The 18,534-nt window shown below is 41.6% G+C and carries 15 protein-coding genes; 3 read left to right on the top strand and 12 right to left on the bottom strand.

All coding sequences use genetic code 11. From position 1 onward, the window contains the following. Positions 1-333: 333 nt before the first annotated feature. From ygfZ to gap, 3 genes are all read right to left on the bottom strand, one after another. The gene (ygfZ, locus tag IM462_RS07510; protein WP_287701510.1) at positions 334-1,347 is read right to left on the bottom strand and encodes a CAF17-like 4Fe-4S cluster assembly/insertion protein YgfZ; all 1,014 of its coding nucleotides are present in this window, start codon (positions 1,345-1,347) and stop codon (positions 334-336) included. After that, positions 1,344-1,712 (bottom strand): hypothetical protein, encoded by a 369-nt coding sequence (locus IM462_RS07505; protein ID WP_008200332.1) that lies wholly within the window; start codon positions 1,710-1,712, stop codon positions 1,344-1,346. The genes ygfZ and IM462_RS07505 overlap by 4 nt, the downstream gene beginning before the upstream one ends. A gap of 260 nt (positions 1,713-1,972) precedes the next feature. Next, positions 1,973-3,007 (bottom strand): type I glyceraldehyde-3-phosphate dehydrogenase, encoded by a 1,035-nt coding sequence (gene gap / locus IM462_RS07500; RefSeq protein WP_002739710.1) that lies wholly within the window; start codon positions 3,005-3,007, stop codon positions 1,973-1,975. A 550-nt stretch (positions 3,008-3,557) separates the two neighbouring features. Between gap and IM462_RS07495 the strand changes: the two genes are divergently transcribed. After that, complete coding sequence (locus IM462_RS07495; protein WP_287701508.1) at positions 3,558-5,978, top strand: phosphoketolase family protein; 2,421 nt, start codon at positions 3,558-3,560, stop codon at positions 5,976-5,978. A gap of 372 nt (positions 5,979-6,350) precedes the next feature. On the opposite strand, the gene IM462_RS07490 is transcribed toward IM462_RS07495, so the two are convergent. From IM462_RS07490 to dnaB, 3 genes are all read right to left on the bottom strand, one after another. After that, positions 6,351-7,667: a family 10 glycosylhydrolase gene (locus IM462_RS07490; protein ID WP_287701506.1), complete on the bottom strand. Its 1,317-nt coding sequence runs from the start codon at positions 7,665-7,667 to the stop codon at positions 6,351-6,353. A gap of 92 nt (positions 7,668-7,759) precedes the next feature. After that, positions 7,760-9,337: a glycosyltransferase family 39 protein gene (locus IM462_RS07485; RefSeq protein ID WP_287701504.1), complete on the bottom strand. Its 1,578-nt coding sequence runs from the start codon at positions 9,335-9,337 to the stop codon at positions 7,760-7,762. A 1-nt stretch (position 9,338) separates the two neighbouring features. Beyond that, entirely contained in the window at positions 9,339-11,096 is a 1,758-nt protein-coding gene (gene dnaB, locus IM462_RS07480; RefSeq protein ID WP_287701502.1) for a replicative DNA helicase, read from the bottom strand. 239 nt (positions 11,097-11,335) lie between these two features. Between dnaB and cobM the strand changes: the two genes are divergently transcribed. Further along, entirely contained in the window at positions 11,336-12,124 is a 789-nt protein-coding gene (gene cobM / locus IM462_RS07475; protein WP_287701500.1) for a precorrin-4 C(11)-methyltransferase, read from the top strand. Between the two features lie 371 nt (positions 12,125-12,495). Here the strand turns inward: cobM and IM462_RS07470 are convergent, their stop codons facing one another. The 6 genes from IM462_RS07470 to IM462_RS07445 all read right to left on the bottom strand — a co-directional run bounded on the left by IM462_RS07470 (position 12,496) and on the right by IM462_RS07445 (position 16,893). Further along, positions 12,496-12,963, bottom strand: coding sequence for a TspO/MBR family protein (locus IM462_RS07470; protein WP_046661703.1), 468 nt, complete (start codon positions 12,961-12,963; stop codon positions 12,496-12,498). Between the two features lie 9 nt (positions 12,964-12,972). Continuing rightward, on the bottom strand, positions 12,973-13,314 hold the full coding sequence (locus IM462_RS07465) for a translation initiation factor (RefSeq protein WP_287701496.1): 342 nt from the start codon (positions 13,312-13,314) through the stop codon (positions 12,973-12,975). Between the two features lie 115 nt (positions 13,315-13,429). Further along, a complete protein-coding gene (locus IM462_RS07460; protein WP_287701494.1) occupies positions 13,430-14,944 on the bottom strand; it encodes a cryptochrome/photolyase family protein in 1,515 nt (504 codons plus the stop codon). Between the two features lie 2 nt (positions 14,945-14,946). Further along, the gene (locus IM462_RS07455) at positions 14,947-15,105 is read right to left on the bottom strand and encodes a hypothetical protein (protein WP_287701492.1); all 159 of its coding nucleotides are present in this window, start codon (positions 15,103-15,105) and stop codon (positions 14,947-14,949) included. 161 nt (positions 15,106-15,266) lie between these two features. Further along, a complete protein-coding gene (locus IM462_RS07450; protein ID WP_287701490.1) occupies positions 15,267-16,400 on the bottom strand; it encodes a HetZ-related protein 2 in 1,134 nt (377 codons plus the stop codon). 352 nt (positions 16,401-16,752) lie between these two features. After that, entirely contained in the window at positions 16,753-16,893 is a 141-nt protein-coding gene (locus IM462_RS07445) for a hypothetical protein (RefSeq protein ID WP_002740097.1), read from the bottom strand. Between the two features lie 373 nt (positions 16,894-17,266). Between IM462_RS07445 and IM462_RS07440 the strand changes: the two genes are divergently transcribed. Further along, complete coding sequence (locus IM462_RS07440) at positions 17,267-18,478, top strand: hypothetical protein (protein WP_287701488.1); 1,212 nt, start codon at positions 17,267-17,269, stop codon at positions 18,476-18,478. The last annotated feature ends 56 nt before the right edge of the window (positions 18,479-18,534 follow it).

Raw genomic sequence — 18,534 nt, 5'->3', positions numbered from 1 at the left:
TATCAGTTATCAGTTATCAGTTATCAGTTATCAGTTATCAGTTATCAGTTATCAGTTATCAGTTATCAGTTATCAGTTATCAGTTATCAGTTATCAGTTATCAGTTATCAGTTATCAGTTATCAGTTATCAGTTATTAGTTAAGTATCTAAGCAAAATTAATTACACATTTCGATAAAGCTTTTGCCTTTTGCCTCCTGCCTTTTGCCTATCCTAACCAATAAATTAATTTTGCACAACTACTTATAAGATGTGAGTTATCAGTTATCGTTGATTGGTGATTGGTCACTGATTACTGATTACTGATTACTGATCACTGTTTACTGATTACTGTTCACTGAAAGGGGTATTCGTGAGAGAGGAAGGGTAAGGGGATTAATTCTCCTGTTGCCTCGCCGATTTGTACTTTTAAACCCTCTCCTCCCGCTTTTGTTTTCACATAACCCAAGCCAAAATCCTCCAGCACACTGGTGAGTAAACCGACTTTTTGCGCTTCTAAAATAATCGGGGTATTGCTGGGGACGGGTTGGCTAAGTTTTATGCCCCAAAGTCTTTGTTTTACGCCTTTATAGGTGTTGAGACGGGCGATAGTTTCTTGACCAATATAACAGCCCTTATCAAAAACGATCGCTCGCCATAAACCGGCCTCTAAAGGGTTATAATCTTCAGTTAATTCTCGATCGACTGCCGGTCGTCCCTGATGGATTCTCAGGTATTCCCACACCTGTTCATCGGCGGGGGTAACGCCATTTTTAATTAAATTTTCCCAGAGAGAACCCGCTTCGGCGGCGGCAACGATTAAAGTGTATCCGGGTAGGTCTAAGCCGGTGCCGACGGCCACTCTCAGGGGGGGGTCAGAAAGGAGATAATGACTATGCTGCACCCCCGTTAAAATCTGCTCTGGAATGGCGATTTTTTGCAGGTATTGCCCGCTTTCAGTACCAATTAGGGTGAAAATGGCAAAATTATCGGTTAAGTCGCTAATTTCCACCTTATCGAAGGGGAAAATATAGCGATCAATCAATTCCAGTAAAAATTGACGACGTTGGGGAGAAACGAGGATGAGGAGGGAATCATCGCTGGCGTAAACTGTGACAAAATCGAGAGTACGACCGGTAGAGTTAAGGAAAATTGTCTCACAACCCTGACCCGGTTTCAGGCGATCGATCGCGTTACTGGTTTGATTGTGGAGAAAACGCAGTCGATCCTGGCCTTTTAATTCTAATAAACCCCAATCGGAGCGATCGATTAAAATTGTTTGGGATGCTAAACTTTGGGGATCATTGTGGTAATCTTTGAGAAAATTAGCGGCATACTCTGCCTTGATCGTGTCTAAATCTGCTTTCATTGGGGTAAATTAGCGAATAATCGGTTAATAATGCGCTCGGTTTTCGTTTCCAAACTCTGCCAATCTAGTTCACCGGTGGGGTCGAGGAGACTGGTATCGATGGTGACGCTCTCTCCTTCATCGGTGGGATAATCGAGAAAACAGACTTGAAAACAAAGTTCCCAAATATTTACAGTAACGGAGCGATCGAGATAAGTCAAACAGAGCAGATAACTGGGATAGGGATCTTGAATTTCTGTATAAGTTCCTTTCCAGAGGGAATTTTCTAACTGTTTACGCAGATTATCCAGCACCCGAATAAATGCCGGCTGCATTAATAATTGTGCCTGTTCCCAAGCGGTAATATCTTTAAATTTTGGATTCATCTTATCAGTTATCAGTTATCAGTTATCAGATTTGAGTATTAAGTGGGTATATCCCCCCTGCCCCCCTTGATAAGGGGGGATCTGACAATTTTTAACACCCACCTACTTATTAAGTGAGCAGTATTAAATAGACAAAGACATACATTTCAGCCATAGAACTATTTTGTTTAACTCTTGGAGATGTCTAATGGCATTAACAGTGCTGTCTTTTTACTGTTCACTGGTTACTGATAACTGGTTACTGATAACTGATAACTGATTTAGGCTGTTACTAGGGTTGCTTCCTTAGCTGCCATCATTTTCATCAGGTCTAACATCCGGCAGGAGTAACCCCACTCGTTATCGTACCAAGAGACGACCTTAAAGAAATTGGCATTAAGTTGAATGCCAGCTTTAGCATCAAAGATACTGGAACGGGGGTCAGTGATAAAGTCACTCGATACCACTTCCTCATCGGTATAACCGAGGATACCTTTCATCGGACCTTCGCTGGCGGCTTTCATAGCGGCGCAGATTTCCTCGTAACTGGTGGCTTTTTCGGTTTTAAAGGTTAAATCCACCGCCGAAACGTTGGGAGTTGGCACACGGAAGGCCATACCGGTTAATTTGCCTTTTAGGGAAGGAATAACTAGGGTTACTGCTTTGGCTGCTCCCGTGGAGGAGGGGATAATATTTTGACCGGCGCCGCGACCACCGCGCCAATCTTTTTTCGATGGACCATCGACGGTGGGTTGAGTGGCGGTCATCGAGTGTACCGTGGTCATTAATCCTTCCGCTAGTCCGAAGTTATCGTTAATAACTTTGGTGATCGGGGCTAAACAATTGGTGGTACAACTAGCGTTAGAGACGATCAGATCCTTAGCGGGATCGTACTCATTGTCGTTAACGCCTAGTACAATGGTACGAATTTTGTCGGGATCTTTGGTGGGTGCGGAGATAACCACCCGTTTGGCCCCGGCTTCTAGGTGTTTTCCTGCCCCTTCCGCGGTGGTAAATAAACCAGTGGACTCGACCACATAATCGGCCCCGGTTGCACCCCAGGGCAGTTGAGCGGGGTCTTTAATGGAGTAACAGGGGATAAACTTACCATCCACGACGATGCCATCTTCTTTTGCTTCTACCGTACCCTGAAAACGTCCGTGGGTGGAGTCGTATTTGAGCAGATAGGCAATATTATCGGAGGGAACCAGATCATTTATACCAACAAACTCGAAATCAGGATTTTGGATACCCGCCCTAAAAACGAGGCGACCGATACGACCGAATCCGTTGATGGCGACTCTTACTTTTGTCATGAAAAAAACTCCTTTGCAGCTGCGATAAGCTTAGGCACGATCAAGAAAAAACAATCCGAGAATTGATTAGCCTGTAGAGAATCACTATATATGCTAATCAGCTTTTATCGATCGCTAGATGAAGTATAGAAAGATTTTAAGTTTCAGTGCTTCCAAGATAAAAAATAATAAATTTGCTACCCTAGTCGTCCCCGCCACCGGCATCGAGAAAACCTGATTAGGCCTTTGTCAAAAAAGTAAAATATGATTATATAGCCTTTTGGGAAAAGTTGACATTAAAAAATCATTAAAAGCTTTCTGAGAATTTGTGGATCCCTAAGTTAAGAACATATTAATATGCCTTTAAAAGCCATTTAAAAACCCCGCCCGACTGACATAAATTCCCCTAGCCGGATTGGCAAAATATAGCTTATTTTAATAGTTTTTTACCCTCCGAAAGGTTAGACTCTTGATTACAGTTTGAAAACTGACCGAGGGTTAACCCTCTCGATGGAGAAATTGTCTATCAACTCTCTTAATCTCATCCTTCATAGATATTGGAGAAATATTCATGGTATCCGCACCAGAAAGACCCTTAACAGAACAAAATCCCCTTTCTCAAGACGAACTCTACAAAACCCATGCCTATTGGCGCACTTGTAACTATTTAGCTGTAGGTATGATTTATCTGCGCGATAATCCCCTGCTTAAAGAACATCTTAAACCCGAACACGTTAAGTATCGTTTACTTGGTCACTGGGGAGCAAGTCCGGCCTTAAGTTTTACCTACGTTCACCTCAACCGTTTAATCAAAAAATACGACCTCGATATGATTTTTATGGCCGGTCCCGGCCATGGGGCGCCGGGGGTACTCGGTCCGGTTTATCTAGAAGGAACCTATTCGGAAATTTACCCCGATAAAAGTGAAGACGAGGAAGGATTACAAAAATTCTTTAAACAATTTTCTTTTCCCGGTCACATCGGCAGTCACGTCACCCCCGAAACCCCTGGTTCTATCCATGAGGGCGGCGAACTAGGTTATAGTGTTTCCCATGCCTACGGTTCTGTTTTTGACAATCCCGACCTAATTACGGCCGTGGTGGTGGGTGATGGGGAAGCAGAAACCGGCCCCCTTGCCACCGCATGGCACTCGAATAAATTCCTTAACCCGATTCGCGATGGTGCGGTACTGCCAATTTTAAACTTAAACGGTTATAAAATCGCTAATCCCACCATTCTCTCCCGTATTTCGACGCACGAGTTAGAAAGTCTCTTTGTCGGTTACGGTTACACTCCCTACATCGTCGAATGTAAGGAAGATGAAGACCTGCTGCACTGCCATCAAAAAATGGCCGCTACCCTAGAACACTGTATCAATCAGATTCGCTCCTATCAACAGGAAGCTCGCAGCACGGGTATTGCTAAACGTTACCCCTGGCCGATGATTATCCTCCGGTCTCCCAAGGGTTGGACGGGCCCGAAAAATGTTGATGGTCATAAAGTAGAAGGATTCTGGCGCGCTCACCAAGTCCCCATGGGTGCTATGCAGGAAAACCCCGAACACTTGAGAAAATTAGAGGAGTGGATGAAAAGCTATAACCCGGAGGAATTATTTGACTATACCACGGGTAAATTTAAGCCAGAATTTAAAGAACTGGCTCCTAGGGGTCATCGTCGCATGAGTGCTAACCCGCACGCTAACGGCGGATTGGTGCGTAAAGACCTAAAAATGCCCGATTTTCGTCAATATGCCGTAGATGTCACCCACCCGGGCCAGGTGGAAGCGGAAAACACGGGAGTGATGGGGGTATTTTTGCGGGATGTAATGCGAAATAATATGACTAATTTTCGCGTTTTTGGTCCCGATGAAACTGCTTCTAATCGTTTAGCGGCTCTCTATGAAGTGACTAAAAAAGCTTGGTTAGCCGATACCTATCCGGAGGATTTAGATGGTAGCCAATTATCTCCCGATGGTCGGGTGATGGAGATGCTGAGTGAACATACTTTAGTCGGTTGGTTAGAGGGTTATTTATTATCCGGTCGTCACGGTTTATTTCACTCCTACGAGGCTTTTGCTCATGTTATTGATTCCATGTTCAACCAACACGCTAAATGGCTCGATATCTGCAAAAATCATGTGCCTTGGCGTGCTTCTGTTTCCTCTTGGAATCTGTTATTATCCTCGGTGGTTTGGCGGCAGGATCATAATGGTTTTAGTCACCAAGACCCCGGTTTTATCGATTTAGTAACCAATAAAAGTGCCGACGTGGTGCGGGTTTATCTTCCCCCCGATGGTAACTGTTTATTAAGTGTGGCTAACCACTGTCTCAAGAGCAAGGATTACACTAATATTATCGTTGCTGATAAACAGAAACACCTGCAATACTTGACCATTGAAGAAGCAATTAAGCACTGCACCAAAGGTATCGGTATTTGGGATTGGGCTAGTAACGATGATGACGGAATCAATCCCGATGAACCAGATGTAATTATGGCTTGCTGTGGGGATATTATCACTAAAGAATCTTTAGCAGCAACGGCAATTCTGCGGGAGGAATTCCCTTACTTAAAAGTTCGCTTTATCAATGTGGTTGATCTGTTTAAATTACAGTCTGAAAGTGAACATCCTCATGGTTTATCAGAACGGGATTTTGATAGTTTATTTACCCCTGATAAGCCAATTATCTTTAATTTCCACGGTTATCCTTGGCTGATTCATAAACTTACCTACCGTCGCAGTAATCAAGAACGTATTCATGTGCGCGGTTACAAAGAAGAAGGGAATATTAATACTCCCCTAGAATTAGCGATTCGTAACCAAGTTGATCGTTTTCATCTAGTAATTGATGTGATTGATCGCGTGCCAAAATTAGGTTCTGCTGCCGGTCATGTGAAAGAACGAATGAAAAATGCCATTATCGATAATCTCGATTATGCTTTTACCAATGGCATCGATAAGGACGAGATTACTAACTGGAAATGGCCCTATTAATTAGGCTAGAAAGTGGTTTAGGTGATGATAATTTATTAGTTTATCGATAAATTTCATCTTCCTATTCCACCTAAATAAAATATTATTTGAGTTTAATTATGGTGCAATTAATAGAGTTTGTATATAGCGGTTTTCACAGAAGTGAGTCCCGATTGAAACACTGAAATGCCTATCTATCAAGGGATTTACCATAGCAATTCAGTTTGAGATGTCAATGCGGAGAATGAGTAAGTCTAACTCATACCAATTCTCCAAAATCTGACTAAAAAAATTTTCATCCCCCCAGCATCTCCATCCCTGTTAAAAAAAAGGGAAAAAGGGGGACTTAAATTCGATGATTTGATCTGTAATTTCTCTGGGCAAAAATTGCTATTAACTACCCGGAGGGGGAATTACAGGAATTTCGATACCGTCCGGCGCTAAGGGGGGAGGTGTGGGGGTTAGTTCTGGCTGGTCAACAGGTTCAGGTGTACTAACTAAGGGGATATTTTCCACCACGGGAAGACGGGGAGTGATTGGTTGGGAAAACAGCGCTTGAATTGCCGCTTTTCTGGTTTCTGGAGGTTCCAAAGCTTGCTGCCAGAGACTTTCATAAAAGAAGAAAATCACCCCTAAACCCCGTTGACGAGCAGCCAATACCTTTTCTTCAATAAAGGGTAGGGCAATCGGTCGATTGCGTAAACCGGTTAAAACCCCCACACCGGTGGGGATAGTTTGCTGGGTTTCTTGAATTTCGGGACGCTCTAATTGTTTGAGAAAACTGGGCAGATCGGGACGATAAACCTGTACGATTAACTCATCGACTAATCCTTGCCGCACCCAAGCGAGCCAATCCTGTAAATGACCATTATAGGCGAATTCGTAGGGATTAGGGGCGATCGAAAGCAGTATATTCGGTTTAATTGCCTGAATTGATTCTTTGAGATTAGCCAGAAAAGCGGTGATTTTATCGGCCCGCCATTTTGTCCATTCGGGATCCCGGGGGTTAGCCGGGGGCGTTTTTTCGGTTTCCTGTTGATAAAGGGCGATAGTATAGGGATCATAGCCGAATTCGTTGGGTAAACTCAGATGATCGTCGAATTGGATGCCGTTAATATCGTATTGTCCCACTACTTCCAAGACTAATTCCCGCAGAAAATTCTGCACCTCGGGACGGAAAGGGTTCAACCACACCACCTCACCGGCTGCCCCCACCCAAGTGGTCCCTCCGTCGCGTTTTTGGGTTAACCAGTCTTGATGTTTTAAAGCTAATTCTGAGGTGGGAGGAGCCATAAATCCGAATTCAAACCAAGGAATGACTAATAATCCCCTGCCACGGGTTTGTTCCACCATTTCTGCCAAGATATCTTGTCCCTGCGCTCCCGTAGGCACAAAAGGCTGTATTCCTTCCCGTTGAGCAATCGCACTCGGATAGAGAGCATAACCGGAATTCCAGACCACGGGATAGATAGCATTAAAATTAAGATTAACTAATTGCTCGATCGCCTGTTGTCGTTTATCCCTGTCCATCAGCATGGCTGTGTCGTTGGTGGTAATCCAAACACCGCGGATATCGCCATCCCGACTTTGAGAGAAAGCAGCAGAAAAATAGCCTAAGAGTAGGACTATTAGAAAAGATGCTAAAAATAGTAGTATGGGGAGCTTTTTAAGAATTTGCCGCCAAGCACTGGTCGGAATTAGAAAAGTCATTTCTTTAAGGTGAAGATTAACGGTTTTAACTGGCTATAATACCAGCTTTGCTCAACTCTTTCAGGCTAGATTGACCCAAAATATATATTTACCTATTTCTTCACTCGCGACAATTGACCTTGACGATAGAAATCATCACGACGAACATCGAATTGCTTTAAGGCAAGTAATAACCGATTGGAAGGACGAAAAAGAAATAAGTTGACCCCTGGAATTTCTAGGACTTCTTTTAACTTATCGGTATCGGGGTTAGTGGTAGTCAGAAAGTATTGTACATCAGCATTAAGACGATAATTAAGGGAAAGCAAATCACCTAAGTTAGTCCAGTCATTACCTTCGTCGCTGATAATAATGGCATTGGGTACAGCATTGATTTTTCTGGCAACTTCGCCATTCCAATAACTAGGAACTTTTGCCCAACTGGTTTCGGAAAGAGCATTATTAAAGTTCGATATTATACTAGCAGTTAACAAAAAAGTCAAGATAATTTTACCTAAAATTTTACCTTGATTAAGCAATTGTGACAAGAAAAAAGCCACAGTTATATAGATAGTGGGAAAGGTGGCAATTAGATAACGGGTGACAGTTGATCTAGTGGTGGTCAAAATTAGATCGGGAATGACTAAAGCTAGGAAAGGTACTAGGGTTGAGGTAATCAGAAAAGTAAAAGCTATGGGGTTATTGTAGCGATAAACTCGATAAAAAGCATAGATAGTTAAGATTAAAAAAAACAGTCTATATATATAGGTGAAGATGTTATTAAAACCAAAATCGCTATCGCTAAATGGAGAAGTAAAAGTTAAGAGCCATAATTTACCGAACAATCCCCAATCGAGATAGTTAACGGCAGCCCAACTGGTGGAGTTAAAGGCCCTTTGAGAGTTAGTTAAAAAAACCCGTAACCAGGGTATATATAAAATTATCATTGTTAACCCAGATAACAGGAAAAATATCAAGTTATTTTTTCGCTCTGGTTTCATAACAAGATACCAAATTATCAAGGTTGCTTGAGCAAATAAGTTGAGAATAAAAAAGAGATGGGTGTAGAGTCCGAGAGTATTAGATAAGGTATATAAAGACCAATTAACAAGAGTTCTTTTTTTGAGGCATTTTAACAGCATTAATTGACTGATTATCGTTAACAAAACTAAAAGACTATACTGACGAGACATTTGAGCAAATATTATATCAACTGGAGAGAGTGCCAATAAAATTACTGCTAAAATTGCCGTTAACTTTGACGCAAATAATTCTAGGGATAGATAGTAAATAAATGGCAGGGAGAGAAGACTAAAAACAATCGCTAAACTGCGGGAAGAAACGGGAGAAAAACCGAATATTTTTTCCCAATAGCGAGAGATCATAAAGTATAAAGGTGGGTGTTGAGGGTCTTCTTTAGCGAGAGATTTAATCGTATCAAAAACATTGCTTTCGGGTTTCAGTTGTTGAAATTTTCCTAATTCTGTGGTAGATAAAAGACGGTTTTGAAAGATAGTATCGGCGATTTCCTTTGCTTGATAACCAGTGGTTCTAATGGTGGTGTAGGATTCATCATGCCAATAGATTTTTTTATCGATATTTGCGAAACGAAAAACCACACCGAGAGTTAGGATAATTGCCAAAAGTATTAAGAGCCAATTGGGAGTTTTATAATTAATATTTGCTTTCATTTTAATAATTAGAGCGACTTTGTTTAAGATTGAGAAACTTGGTAAATTCCGGTTGAAAAAGTAGCTTAATTGTGCCGGTGGGACCGTTACGGTGTTTAGTAATAATTACTTCGGCCACACCTCGATCGGGACTATCGGGGTTATAATATTCATCTCGGTATAACATCATAATTAAATCCGCATCCTGTTCGATACTATTATGGACGATGATATTATTGGCAATAAAGTTATGCAATTTATCTACTGTTAAATCATACACTTCTGTCTCTCCATCCGCTTGAATTGCCATAACTTCATCCCAATTAAAAGTTAGGTCTGAATTACTCAGAGAGCGAGGTAAAGCGATATAATTACCAATATTTAATTCATCTAATCTTTGCCAACCGTGGACAGTCAAAAATTTATGATTGGCTGTAGTTCTAATCGTGCGACCTAAACGAGTTGTTAATCGAAAAACTGGCTTAAATCCTGTGGAAAAGACCTTAGTTACCAGTGCTTTTTCTAATTTCATTGTTTCCTCATTAAGAGCAAAAACCGTAAAATTAGAGCAATTCACTAACTCACAAATTGGCACTTTAGCACGAGGATCGGCTAACTCAACTAAACTATCACCCGCTAAACATCCCGACTCGCGTAAATCGGACATCATCGGTCTTTTATTATTGCGAGATTCCACAGCGCGACTTAACTGAGAAAGAGCAATTACTGGAGCATGAATTTCTCTCGCTAAACCCTTAAGACTGCGGGTGATTTTAGAAATTTCCTGAACGCGATTATCACCTCCACCTTCCATTAATTGCAGATAATCGATTAAAACTAAGCCCATTTGTCCCTTTTTTTCTGCCTGTAAACGCCGCACTTGGGAACGCATTTGAAGCACACTTAAATTGGCACTATCATCGATATACATGGGCAAATTTAATAACTTTTCTAGTCCCCCAAGAACCTTCTCTAAATCATTTTGTCCTAAACGGCCCGAGCGAATCCGATTACTTTCGATTTTAGCCTCATTCGATAACAAACGTTGGGCTAATTGTTCCTTGGACATCTCCAAACTAAAGACAGCCACAGGTAAATTCTGTTGAGCGATATTATAGGCAATATTAAGAGCAAAAGAAGTTTTTCCCATGGAAGGCCTACCGGCGATAATAACTAAATCCGAGGGTTGTAAACCACTGGTCATCGCATCGAGATCATAAAATTGAGTTTCGATACCGGGTAGAGTGGTCGTCTCCTGCATTTTCTCAATTTCATTAAAAGTTTCAATTAAAGTATCCCCCAGAAAAATTAAACCCTCCTGGGGTCGTTTTTGGGTGAGACGAAAAATCTTTTGTTCCGATTCATCGAAAACATTTTCTAATTCTAGCGTCGTATCCCTGGCTAACTCGATAATTTCTCCCCCCGTGGAAATTAACTGACGACGCATATATTTATCCATCACTAATTCAGCATAGCGATCGATGTTGGCAGCCGAGACAGTGCGCTCAATTAATTGTAACAATCGCGGCATTCCCCCGATTTCTTCCAGCAGATGATTATCCTGTAACCAACTGCTAACCGTCATTAAATCCGTCGGTTTTCCCTTCCCTTGTAAGGCAAGTGCCGCACGATAAATATCTTGATGGGTTTTCACATAGAAAGCTTCTGGAATTAAAAAATCACTGATTCTACCTAACGCTTTTGGATCTAGTAAAATACCACCTAAGATAGATTCTTCCGCTTCAATATTTTGGGGGGGGAGGGATTGATCGCTAATCATTGTCAATGCTGACCGTGCTTTATCATTAATTATAGTCAGTTTCACCCTAATTAAATACAAATGTTCAGGTTAATGATAGGATTCAGTATTCAGGAGTCAGGAGATTGTTTTTATTTATTCTCCCCACATCCCCACATCCCCACATCCCCACACCCCACACCCGTTCGGACCTCGGCGTGAGCTCGGTCGAACGCTGAGCTCACGGCCGAAGCCCACACCCCTTTTAAACAGGATTTAGTATGACTTTAATTGACTCCTCGGCGCTCTCCCCGGCCGTTTACTTTATTGGTGCGGGTCCCGGAGATCCCGAATTATTGACGGTAAAAGCCTATAAAATTCTCCAAAAAGCCGATGTTATCCTCTTTGCTGATTCCCTCGTCCCCAAACAGATTCTTGAGGATACCCGTAAAGATGCCGAGTTAATTCCCACCAGTAGCATCACCCTAGAGGAAATTATCCCTTTAATGATCGATCGCGTGCGTCGGGGTTTAGCGGTGGTGCGACTGCAATCGGGGGATTTAAGTCTCTATAGTGCCATCCAAGAACAAATTGAGCTTTTGACAGCAGCAGATATCCCCTTTCAGCTAATCCCCGGAATTAGTGCCTTTCAAGGATTAGCGGCCAAATTGGCCCTAGAATTAACGATTCCGGAATTAGTCCAGACAATTATTCTAACCCGGGTGGAAGGAAAAGCCTCTCCCATGCCAGAAAGTGAAGAATTAGCCTCTTTAGCCGCTCATAAAGCCAGTTTATGCCTATATTTAGCCGCCCGTCACGTTGACAAAGCCCAGGAAAAACTCCTAAGATACTATCCGGCAGAGCAACAGGTGGCCGTTTGTTTCCGTCTCGGTTGGCCCGACGAAAAAATCTGGGTTGTCCCCCTGTCAGAGATGGCCCAACTAACCCATCGAGAAAATTTAACTAGAACTACCCTTTATCTCATTAGTCCCGCTTTAAACCAGATTACAGGAACTCGATCGCAACTTTATCACCCGCAACACTCCCATCTTTTCCGTCCTCATTCTTAGGTATTTTCTGGGAAGTCTATCGAAAGAAACACTAGGTTTCTACCTAAAGATAGATTTAAAGAGCGGCGATTTTGTTTAAAATCGCAGTAGGAGGTAGGACAATTTTAAAAACGTTTAAAATTCGTCTAACAATCCATGCACAGCTGCCCTATGTGTTCGGGAATTACCCTTCGTCACCTTGTGGTTGGTCGTGCCTACTGGTATTGTCCTCACTGTCGTCAGGAGGTTCCTAACTTCCTTGATTGCTCTAGTCCTGCCAAGGTAAAGGTAGAGCGAGTTAGAGCGAGAAAAACAGTCTAGATTTTCAAGTTGGTAGATGGCAATAAGACCTGTGGGATGTGTTAATTTTTAACCCATCCCACTTTACCTATCTATACATCCCGAGGATTGAGATGGCTCATTTCCCAAGTCACATAGGTACCGATCGGACTCCAAATCAGGTAGGGTAAGAGTAGGATGCCCGCCCAAGAAGAAACAGGGAAAACCAATAGCGCCAGAAGACAACCCAAGAAAAAACCCGTACCTCCGATAATCGTTCCCGCTTTGAGACTGCGTAGTTTACAGGTGACGGGAGTATAGGCAGTAATAGTCAATTCCACCAACAGATAAAAAGCCATCAAAAACCAGCGATTAGCCGGTTGAGCTTCCCAGACTAAATAAGCAGAAATTGCCCCACAAATATAGATAATTGTCCAGATAAGAGGGATTAATCCTTCAAAGGTTAACCAATCGGGACGACGCAATCGCGCAAACCAACGCACATCGCGAGAATTGAGTAATCCCCCAGCTAACGCTACCAAAAATCCGACGACACCGATAAGCAACCAAGAGGGAATCATCATTTTTAGCTATCCTCCGCTAATTTTGGCTTTGTAACCCGATTCAACGAGAATTTGTAGGATCTTTTGGCGATGATCTCCTTGGATCTCAATGGTATTTTCTTTAACTGTACCACCCGTCCCGCAAGCAGTTTTTAACTGTTTTAACAATTTCGTCAGAGTTTCGGTTTGGCATTGAAAACCTGTAACTATGGTAACGGTTTTTCCCGCCCGACCAGATCGGGAGGTTTGTACTCGCAAATTCTGCTGATTTGGGGGTAATTCGGGAATGGAACGCTCAAAAGCTTGAGAATTGCTTTTATCTCCAAATTCCTGATAGGCAATCCGGTTTTTTTCTTTTGATTTACTCATATAGCAATTATCATACTGGGTTTGGGGTTTGGGGGTTGGGGGTTTTTCAGTGATCAGTAAACAGTAATCAGTGAACTGAAAACCAGCATCTGATAACTGATAACTGATAACTGATTCAAAGCTGACTGCTGATAGCTCTTAATTGGTTGGACTGGCAGCGCATTTGATTAAGTTCAGCTGCCGACATTCGATCGAGATGACCTAAAATCATATTAACTCGACCTTGGAATTTTAATTTTTCTCGATGTCGTGCCAAAAAATCCCAGTAAAGAAAGTTAAAAGGACAGGCAAACTCCCCGACTCGTTCATTTTTTTTATACAGACAACCCCGACAATAATCACTCATTTTATCAATATAGTTGGCCGAGGCGGCGTAGGGTTTGGAAGCGAGAATTCCCCCATCGGCAAATTGTCCCATTCCCAGTACATTAGTCTGCATTACCCAATCGTAGGCATCGATAAAAACACTATGAAACCAGTTTTCAATCTCTTGGGGAGAGCAACCAAAAATTAAGGCAAAATTGCTCAAAATCATTAATCTTTGAATATGATGGGCATAACCGGTATTTTCCACCTGTGATAATACTTGTTTGAGGCAATTCATCTCGGTTTGGTTACTATCCCAAAAGAAAGCCGGTAAGGGTTGTTGATGCTCAAACCAATTATGATTAGCGTAATCTTCTCCCAGATAATGATAAATACCCTGCATATATTCCCGCCATCCCAACACCTGACGGATAAATCCTTCGATGCTATTTAGGGCTAAATTATCTTTTTTATAGGCAATTTCTGCCCTTTGAATCACTTCCAACGGCGTTAGTAATCCTAGATTCAGATAGGGGGATAATAGGGAATGCCAGAGGGTTTCTTCTCCCGTTACCATCGCATCTTGGTAGGGGCCAAAGTTGGGCAGACAATTAGTAATAAAATGCTCCAAAACCTGTAAAGCTTGTCTGCGGTTTACTGCCCAGCGAAAAGGTTTGATTTTTCCATATTTAGGAATATCTAAAGCTTCCACATCAGCGATAACCTGAAGGGTAATTTCATCGGGTTCAAACCAAAGAGGAGCAGTAGTTTTTAATCCATCTTTGGGCGGTTTGCGGTTTTGTTTATCAAAGTTCCATTGTCCTCCTATGGGTTGATTATCCTCGATTAAAATCTGCCATTTTTTGCGACTTTCTCGATAGAAATCCTCTAGTAATAGTCTTTTACGAGATTTAGCCCAATTATTAAAATCTGTCCTTGTCCAGAGAAAGTGATTATTATCAATTAGGGTTATAACACAGTCTAAATTAAGATTTTTGATTAATCTAAGAAAAGGTAAATCATTAGGCATCATAATCTGTAATTCTTTAATGCCTAATCGTTTAATCCAAGCAGATAAAATCGGTTCAAAATCTTCAGCAACTTCGTAGGTGACAGACCATCCTAAAGTTTTTAATTCTTCGGCAAAATGACGCATCGCCGACCAGATTAAAACTAATTTTTGCTGATGATAGGGTCTTTGTCGAATATGATTGTGGGATTCAATTAAAATAACTGGTGTTTCCTGTGAATAGGCTTGACGATTAGCTAAAGCCGCTTGTCCTGTCCATAATTGATCCCCTAAAATCCAAATACCAATGGTCATAATTATCTCATGGCCTCTACTATTCCGCCGTATTTTTTAGCCATAATATCCGCCATTTCCCGAGCAGAAAATTTACTGGCTTTGTCGATGCTGGGGGTAAATATACCCGTAGGGGTTAAATAATGGGTAAATACCCCGACTTTTTTGCTAATAATCCACATATTTCTGGAAGTCAAAAATCAAAAAGGGGATGGGAAGTGGGGTGTGGGCTTCGGCCGTGAGCTCAGCGTTCGACCGAGCTCACGCCGAGGTCCGAACGGGTGTGGGGTGTGGGGAGTTTTCTCAGTGAACTGATAACTGATAACTGATAACTGATAACTGATTAGGTTTTTGTCCTGAGACTTTGGGCGCTTAGATAAAGTTGCGTCCATTCTTTGACCACTTGTGTGCGTTTACAGTTTAATTCGCCAGCGATTTCCTCAAGGGTTTTACCCGCTTTTAAGCCATCGATAACGCTTTTACCCGTGGGAGAAAGGCCAGCATAGTAACTTTGCCATTGACTGAGAGTTAAGCCAAAATTATGCTCTTTCGGGCTGATTTGTAACCATTCAGCGATTAATTCTGTCCCTTCCTTGAGGGCAAAAACCTTAATCGCATGATAGCCAACTTTTTCCCGGATACGATAAATCCGTTGGACGGGAATATTCATCGCTTTGGCGATCGCATCTTGGCTTTCGCCCCCTAGATAGAGGTTAAACCAAGTCACCGCCTCCGGACTAACATTTTCCTCTAAATACTTAGCAAAACTCTCTTGAACTTTTACCCGGAGAATTTGCGCTTCTTGGGAAGTGCGTTGATCTTCGTAGGTAGCGATCGCATTTTGATCCAGTAAACTTAAGCTAGTTTCCCCCTCATCGCCACTAATTTCATCGGAGAGAATCCTGATCATTTCTTGCCGCGGCACATTAGTGATACCGCTCCTCGATTGACGACGGAGATAATTAACAAAACGATAGGCTAACAGGGGTTGATTGCGGATCGGACGCAGAGCGTATTCCTCTAGGGTGGCTAACAGCAGCTGATCACGAGTAGCTTGATCGTTGGTACAACGAGCGATCCATGCTAACTGGGATTGCAGATAGCGATCGCTATTTAACATCTCTTGAATAATTTCCTGCAAGACATCGGCCACCGCTTGCTGACGATCGCGACTTAAGGAAACCCAAGTGCGAATTTTTTGCCGGAGAGTGACACAAGCACCGAGACGATCAATCAGGTTACGATAGGCGCGGGTGGGATTAACTTTCAGATAGCGTTGCCGCAGAATTTGCCAAAGATAGACTAATCCCCGTTTAGCGATTTCTAAATCTCTCTCGTCTAAATTTTCCCAACGTTGGCTATCTTCACCGAGTAACCAATTGATAATGGTATCCCGTTGGCGATCGGTTAAGGAATCCTCTGTTTGAGAGAGGCGATCTTGCCATTGTTGCCTTAACTCGTCGATTATTGTCGTCATCGAAAAATTGAGTTCCAAACCCCGTCTTTTTAGGACGGCTTTAGTTTGAATATTAGCGCATTTACACGATATATGCTAAAACCTGAGCCATGGAGAAAGCCGATCGCACCGATTTTACCCAACACCCGACTAGAACGAACTAATCAATTAAGTCTTTTGCCAGATAAGGATTTAGTCGATTTATGCCCCCCGATCAAACCATACCAAGTAACGAAGAGCCACCCTAAAGCAAGCCCTGCAAACCTCGAACTCGGCAATCTAACATCCGAAATGGGATTTCCTCCTTTGGCAACGTTTGGAACTGGATGTGAAGAATAGAATCCTCGGATTAGAGTACAATCATCGCATCGGCTCAAATCGGATCGAGGGAAAGTTCCGATGGTTTGAGTTTCGCCATCATGACAGTCTCTTTCAGCAGCCAACTGGCGAAGTTGCCTGAGAAATGTTCGGCGAGGAATCGGCAAGTGTTATATAAGAAGCGAATTATAGTCATTTCAGATAAGTCTGATACACTCTAGACCAGTTAAACCCTTATGAACTCTGGCATTAATATTCTCAATCTTAATTGAAATGACTATAGAACACAATCTTCGGTGTAAGGACTTGATCGCTTAGGGGGTGATGGAATATTATAAGGATAGGTTTTTTCAGTGAGCCATTCATGCGGATGCGGAGGTTAAGTCCTTAAGTTTGATTACGGTTCGACCGAACGCTCAGTAACGTTCTTCTCGGCGATTTGTGACAAAGGGTATTGTGAACAGTTTCTTGGGTAACTAAGCCATGAAAGCCTTGTCCAGACTCCATTTGAAAAGCTATAGATCACAAGAAACCCAAGAAAGCTAAATTGATTCGCATCTGGCTTAAATATGAAAAAAACACTAAGATTACTGACTATTTTATTCATCTTCATACTGTCGCTAGTTATAACTGCGTACCCTGCTTTTGGACAACTAAAGGAAGGTAATTTAATTTGGACGACGAAAAAAGAAGACATATTTTATATTTTAAGAAGTAATAACACTGAACCATCTATATTTCTTGATATTCCAAAAACATTTAATATTGAGGAGAAATATGAGACAGGAATCAATCTGGTTAGTAGTGGGAAATCTATTTTTTGGCTGGATTATGATTATGAGTTTAAAGAAGGTAATGACAATAACATTTCCATGTATGTTTATAAGATGGACATTGATAGTTCTAAACCATCTGTTGTTCTTGATCTTTCTCAAAAAGCCGGGTCTCAAATAGTACGATGGCTTCCTAGTTCTTTAACGACAGACGGGAAGTTTCTTTTTTGGTTAGGACAAAATTTAGAGGGAAAGCCTTTTATTTATAGATCAGATATCAACGGGGAGAATTTTTCCATGCTTTTTGAATTTCCCGATAAATCTACAAAGCAATCTACAATACCAAAACGTTTAACAACCGATGGGAAATTTATTTATATGCATATTGATGATGGTGTTATACGTAATGAATCTGGAGGGATAAAAACATTAACGGAATTGCTCGTAAAAATAGAAATAAGCAATCCCGTTTTATTAGCCATTGATGCACTGTCGATTTTACGAAACTGGACAGGTGAAGGAGTTTTGTCCATTAATAATTATGAGGATACTTTATTAACAGATGGTAAGTTTTTATACTTTACTATTGGTTTACTTAATCCTAATTATGGCGACGGAATTGTTCGTTCTGATTTTGATGGACAAAATCCATCAATGATTGCTGAGCCTAAATATGGGACTGGTGTAACCAGTATGACTAATAATAAGAATTCACTTTTTTGGGTATTGCGATATTCTAAATTTTTCCAAATTAATCAATCAGCTTTTGATGGCTCATCAAAGTCTGTTTTAATTGAGGTTCCTGTTGAGGATAGTCTCTCTCATCATAGAAGTTATAACATACCATCAAGTATTGCTTTTGTCTCGAATAATTATCTAAGCTCACAACTAATAATGGGAGTCGTCATTTTCTTGATAAGTTTGGCAATAATCTTAGGTTTATTATGGATTTTCTCAAAAAACCTATCAAACTCTGACAGAAAACAGGAGGCTGAATCAGAAGCTTAAAGTAATCTAATTCGTTATCTGTTAACAATTCTTTTCTAATTAAGTCATCCAGAATC

It is taken from the genome of Microcystis sp. M144S2 (assembly GCF_020246065.1).
GTDB lineage: Bacteria > Cyanobacteriota > Cyanobacteriia > Cyanobacteriales > Microcystaceae > Microcystis > Microcystis ichthyoblabe_A.
Note: the sequence above shows the minus strand (reverse complement) of the source record. Positions and strands in the feature narration are given on the sequence as shown.

Excerpts from the sequence above, each read along its gene's own strand:
- cobM (WP_287701500.1), top strand. The coding sequence starts at position 11,336 with ATGACTTTAATTGACTCCTCGGCGCTCTCCCCGGCCGTTTACTTTATT.
- dnaB (WP_287701502.1), bottom strand. The coding sequence starts at position 11,096 with ATGATTAGCGATCAATCCCTCCCCCCCCAAAATATTGAAGCGGAAGAA.
- IM462_RS07485 (WP_287701504.1), bottom strand. The coding sequence starts at position 9,337 with ATGAAAGCAAATATTAATTATAAAACTCCCAATTGGCTCTTAATACTT.
- IM462_RS07455 (WP_287701492.1), bottom strand. The coding sequence starts at position 15,105 with ATGTGGATTATTAGCAAAAAAGTCGGGGTATTTACCCATTATTTAACC.
- IM462_RS07505 (WP_008200332.1), bottom strand. The coding sequence starts at position 1,712 with ATGAATCCAAAATTTAAAGATATTACCGCTTGGGAACAGGCACAATTA.
- IM462_RS07445 (WP_002740097.1), bottom strand. The coding sequence starts at position 16,893 with ATGACTATAATTCGCTTCTTATATAACACTTGCCGATTCCTCGCCGAA.
- IM462_RS07460 (WP_287701494.1), bottom strand. The coding sequence starts at position 14,944 with ATGACCATTGGTATTTGGATTTTAGGGGATCAATTATGGACAGGACAA.
- IM462_RS07440 (WP_287701488.1), top strand. The coding sequence starts at position 17,267 with ATGAAAAAAACACTAAGATTACTGACTATTTTATTCATCTTCATACTG.
- ygfZ (WP_287701510.1), bottom strand. The coding sequence starts at position 1,347 with ATGAAAGCAGATTTAGACACGATCAAGGCAGAGTATGCCGCTAATTTT.
- IM462_RS07490 (WP_287701506.1), bottom strand. The coding sequence starts at position 7,667 with ATGACTTTTCTAATTCCGACCAGTGCTTGGCGGCAAATTCTTAAAAAG.
- IM462_RS07495 (WP_287701508.1), top strand. The coding sequence starts at position 3,558 with ATGGTATCCGCACCAGAAAGACCCTTAACAGAACAAAATCCCCTTTCT.
- IM462_RS07450 (WP_287701490.1), bottom strand. The coding sequence starts at position 16,400 with ATGACGACAATAATCGACGAGTTAAGGCAACAATGGCAAGATCGCCTC.
- gap (WP_002739710.1), bottom strand. The coding sequence starts at position 3,007 with ATGACAAAAGTAAGAGTCGCCATCAACGGATTCGGTCGTATCGGTCGC.
- IM462_RS07465 (WP_287701496.1), bottom strand. The coding sequence starts at position 13,314 with ATGAGTAAATCAAAAGAAAAAAACCGGATTGCCTATCAGGAATTTGGA.
- IM462_RS07470 (WP_046661703.1), bottom strand. The coding sequence starts at position 12,963 with ATGATTCCCTCTTGGTTGCTTATCGGTGTCGTCGGATTTTTGGTAGCG.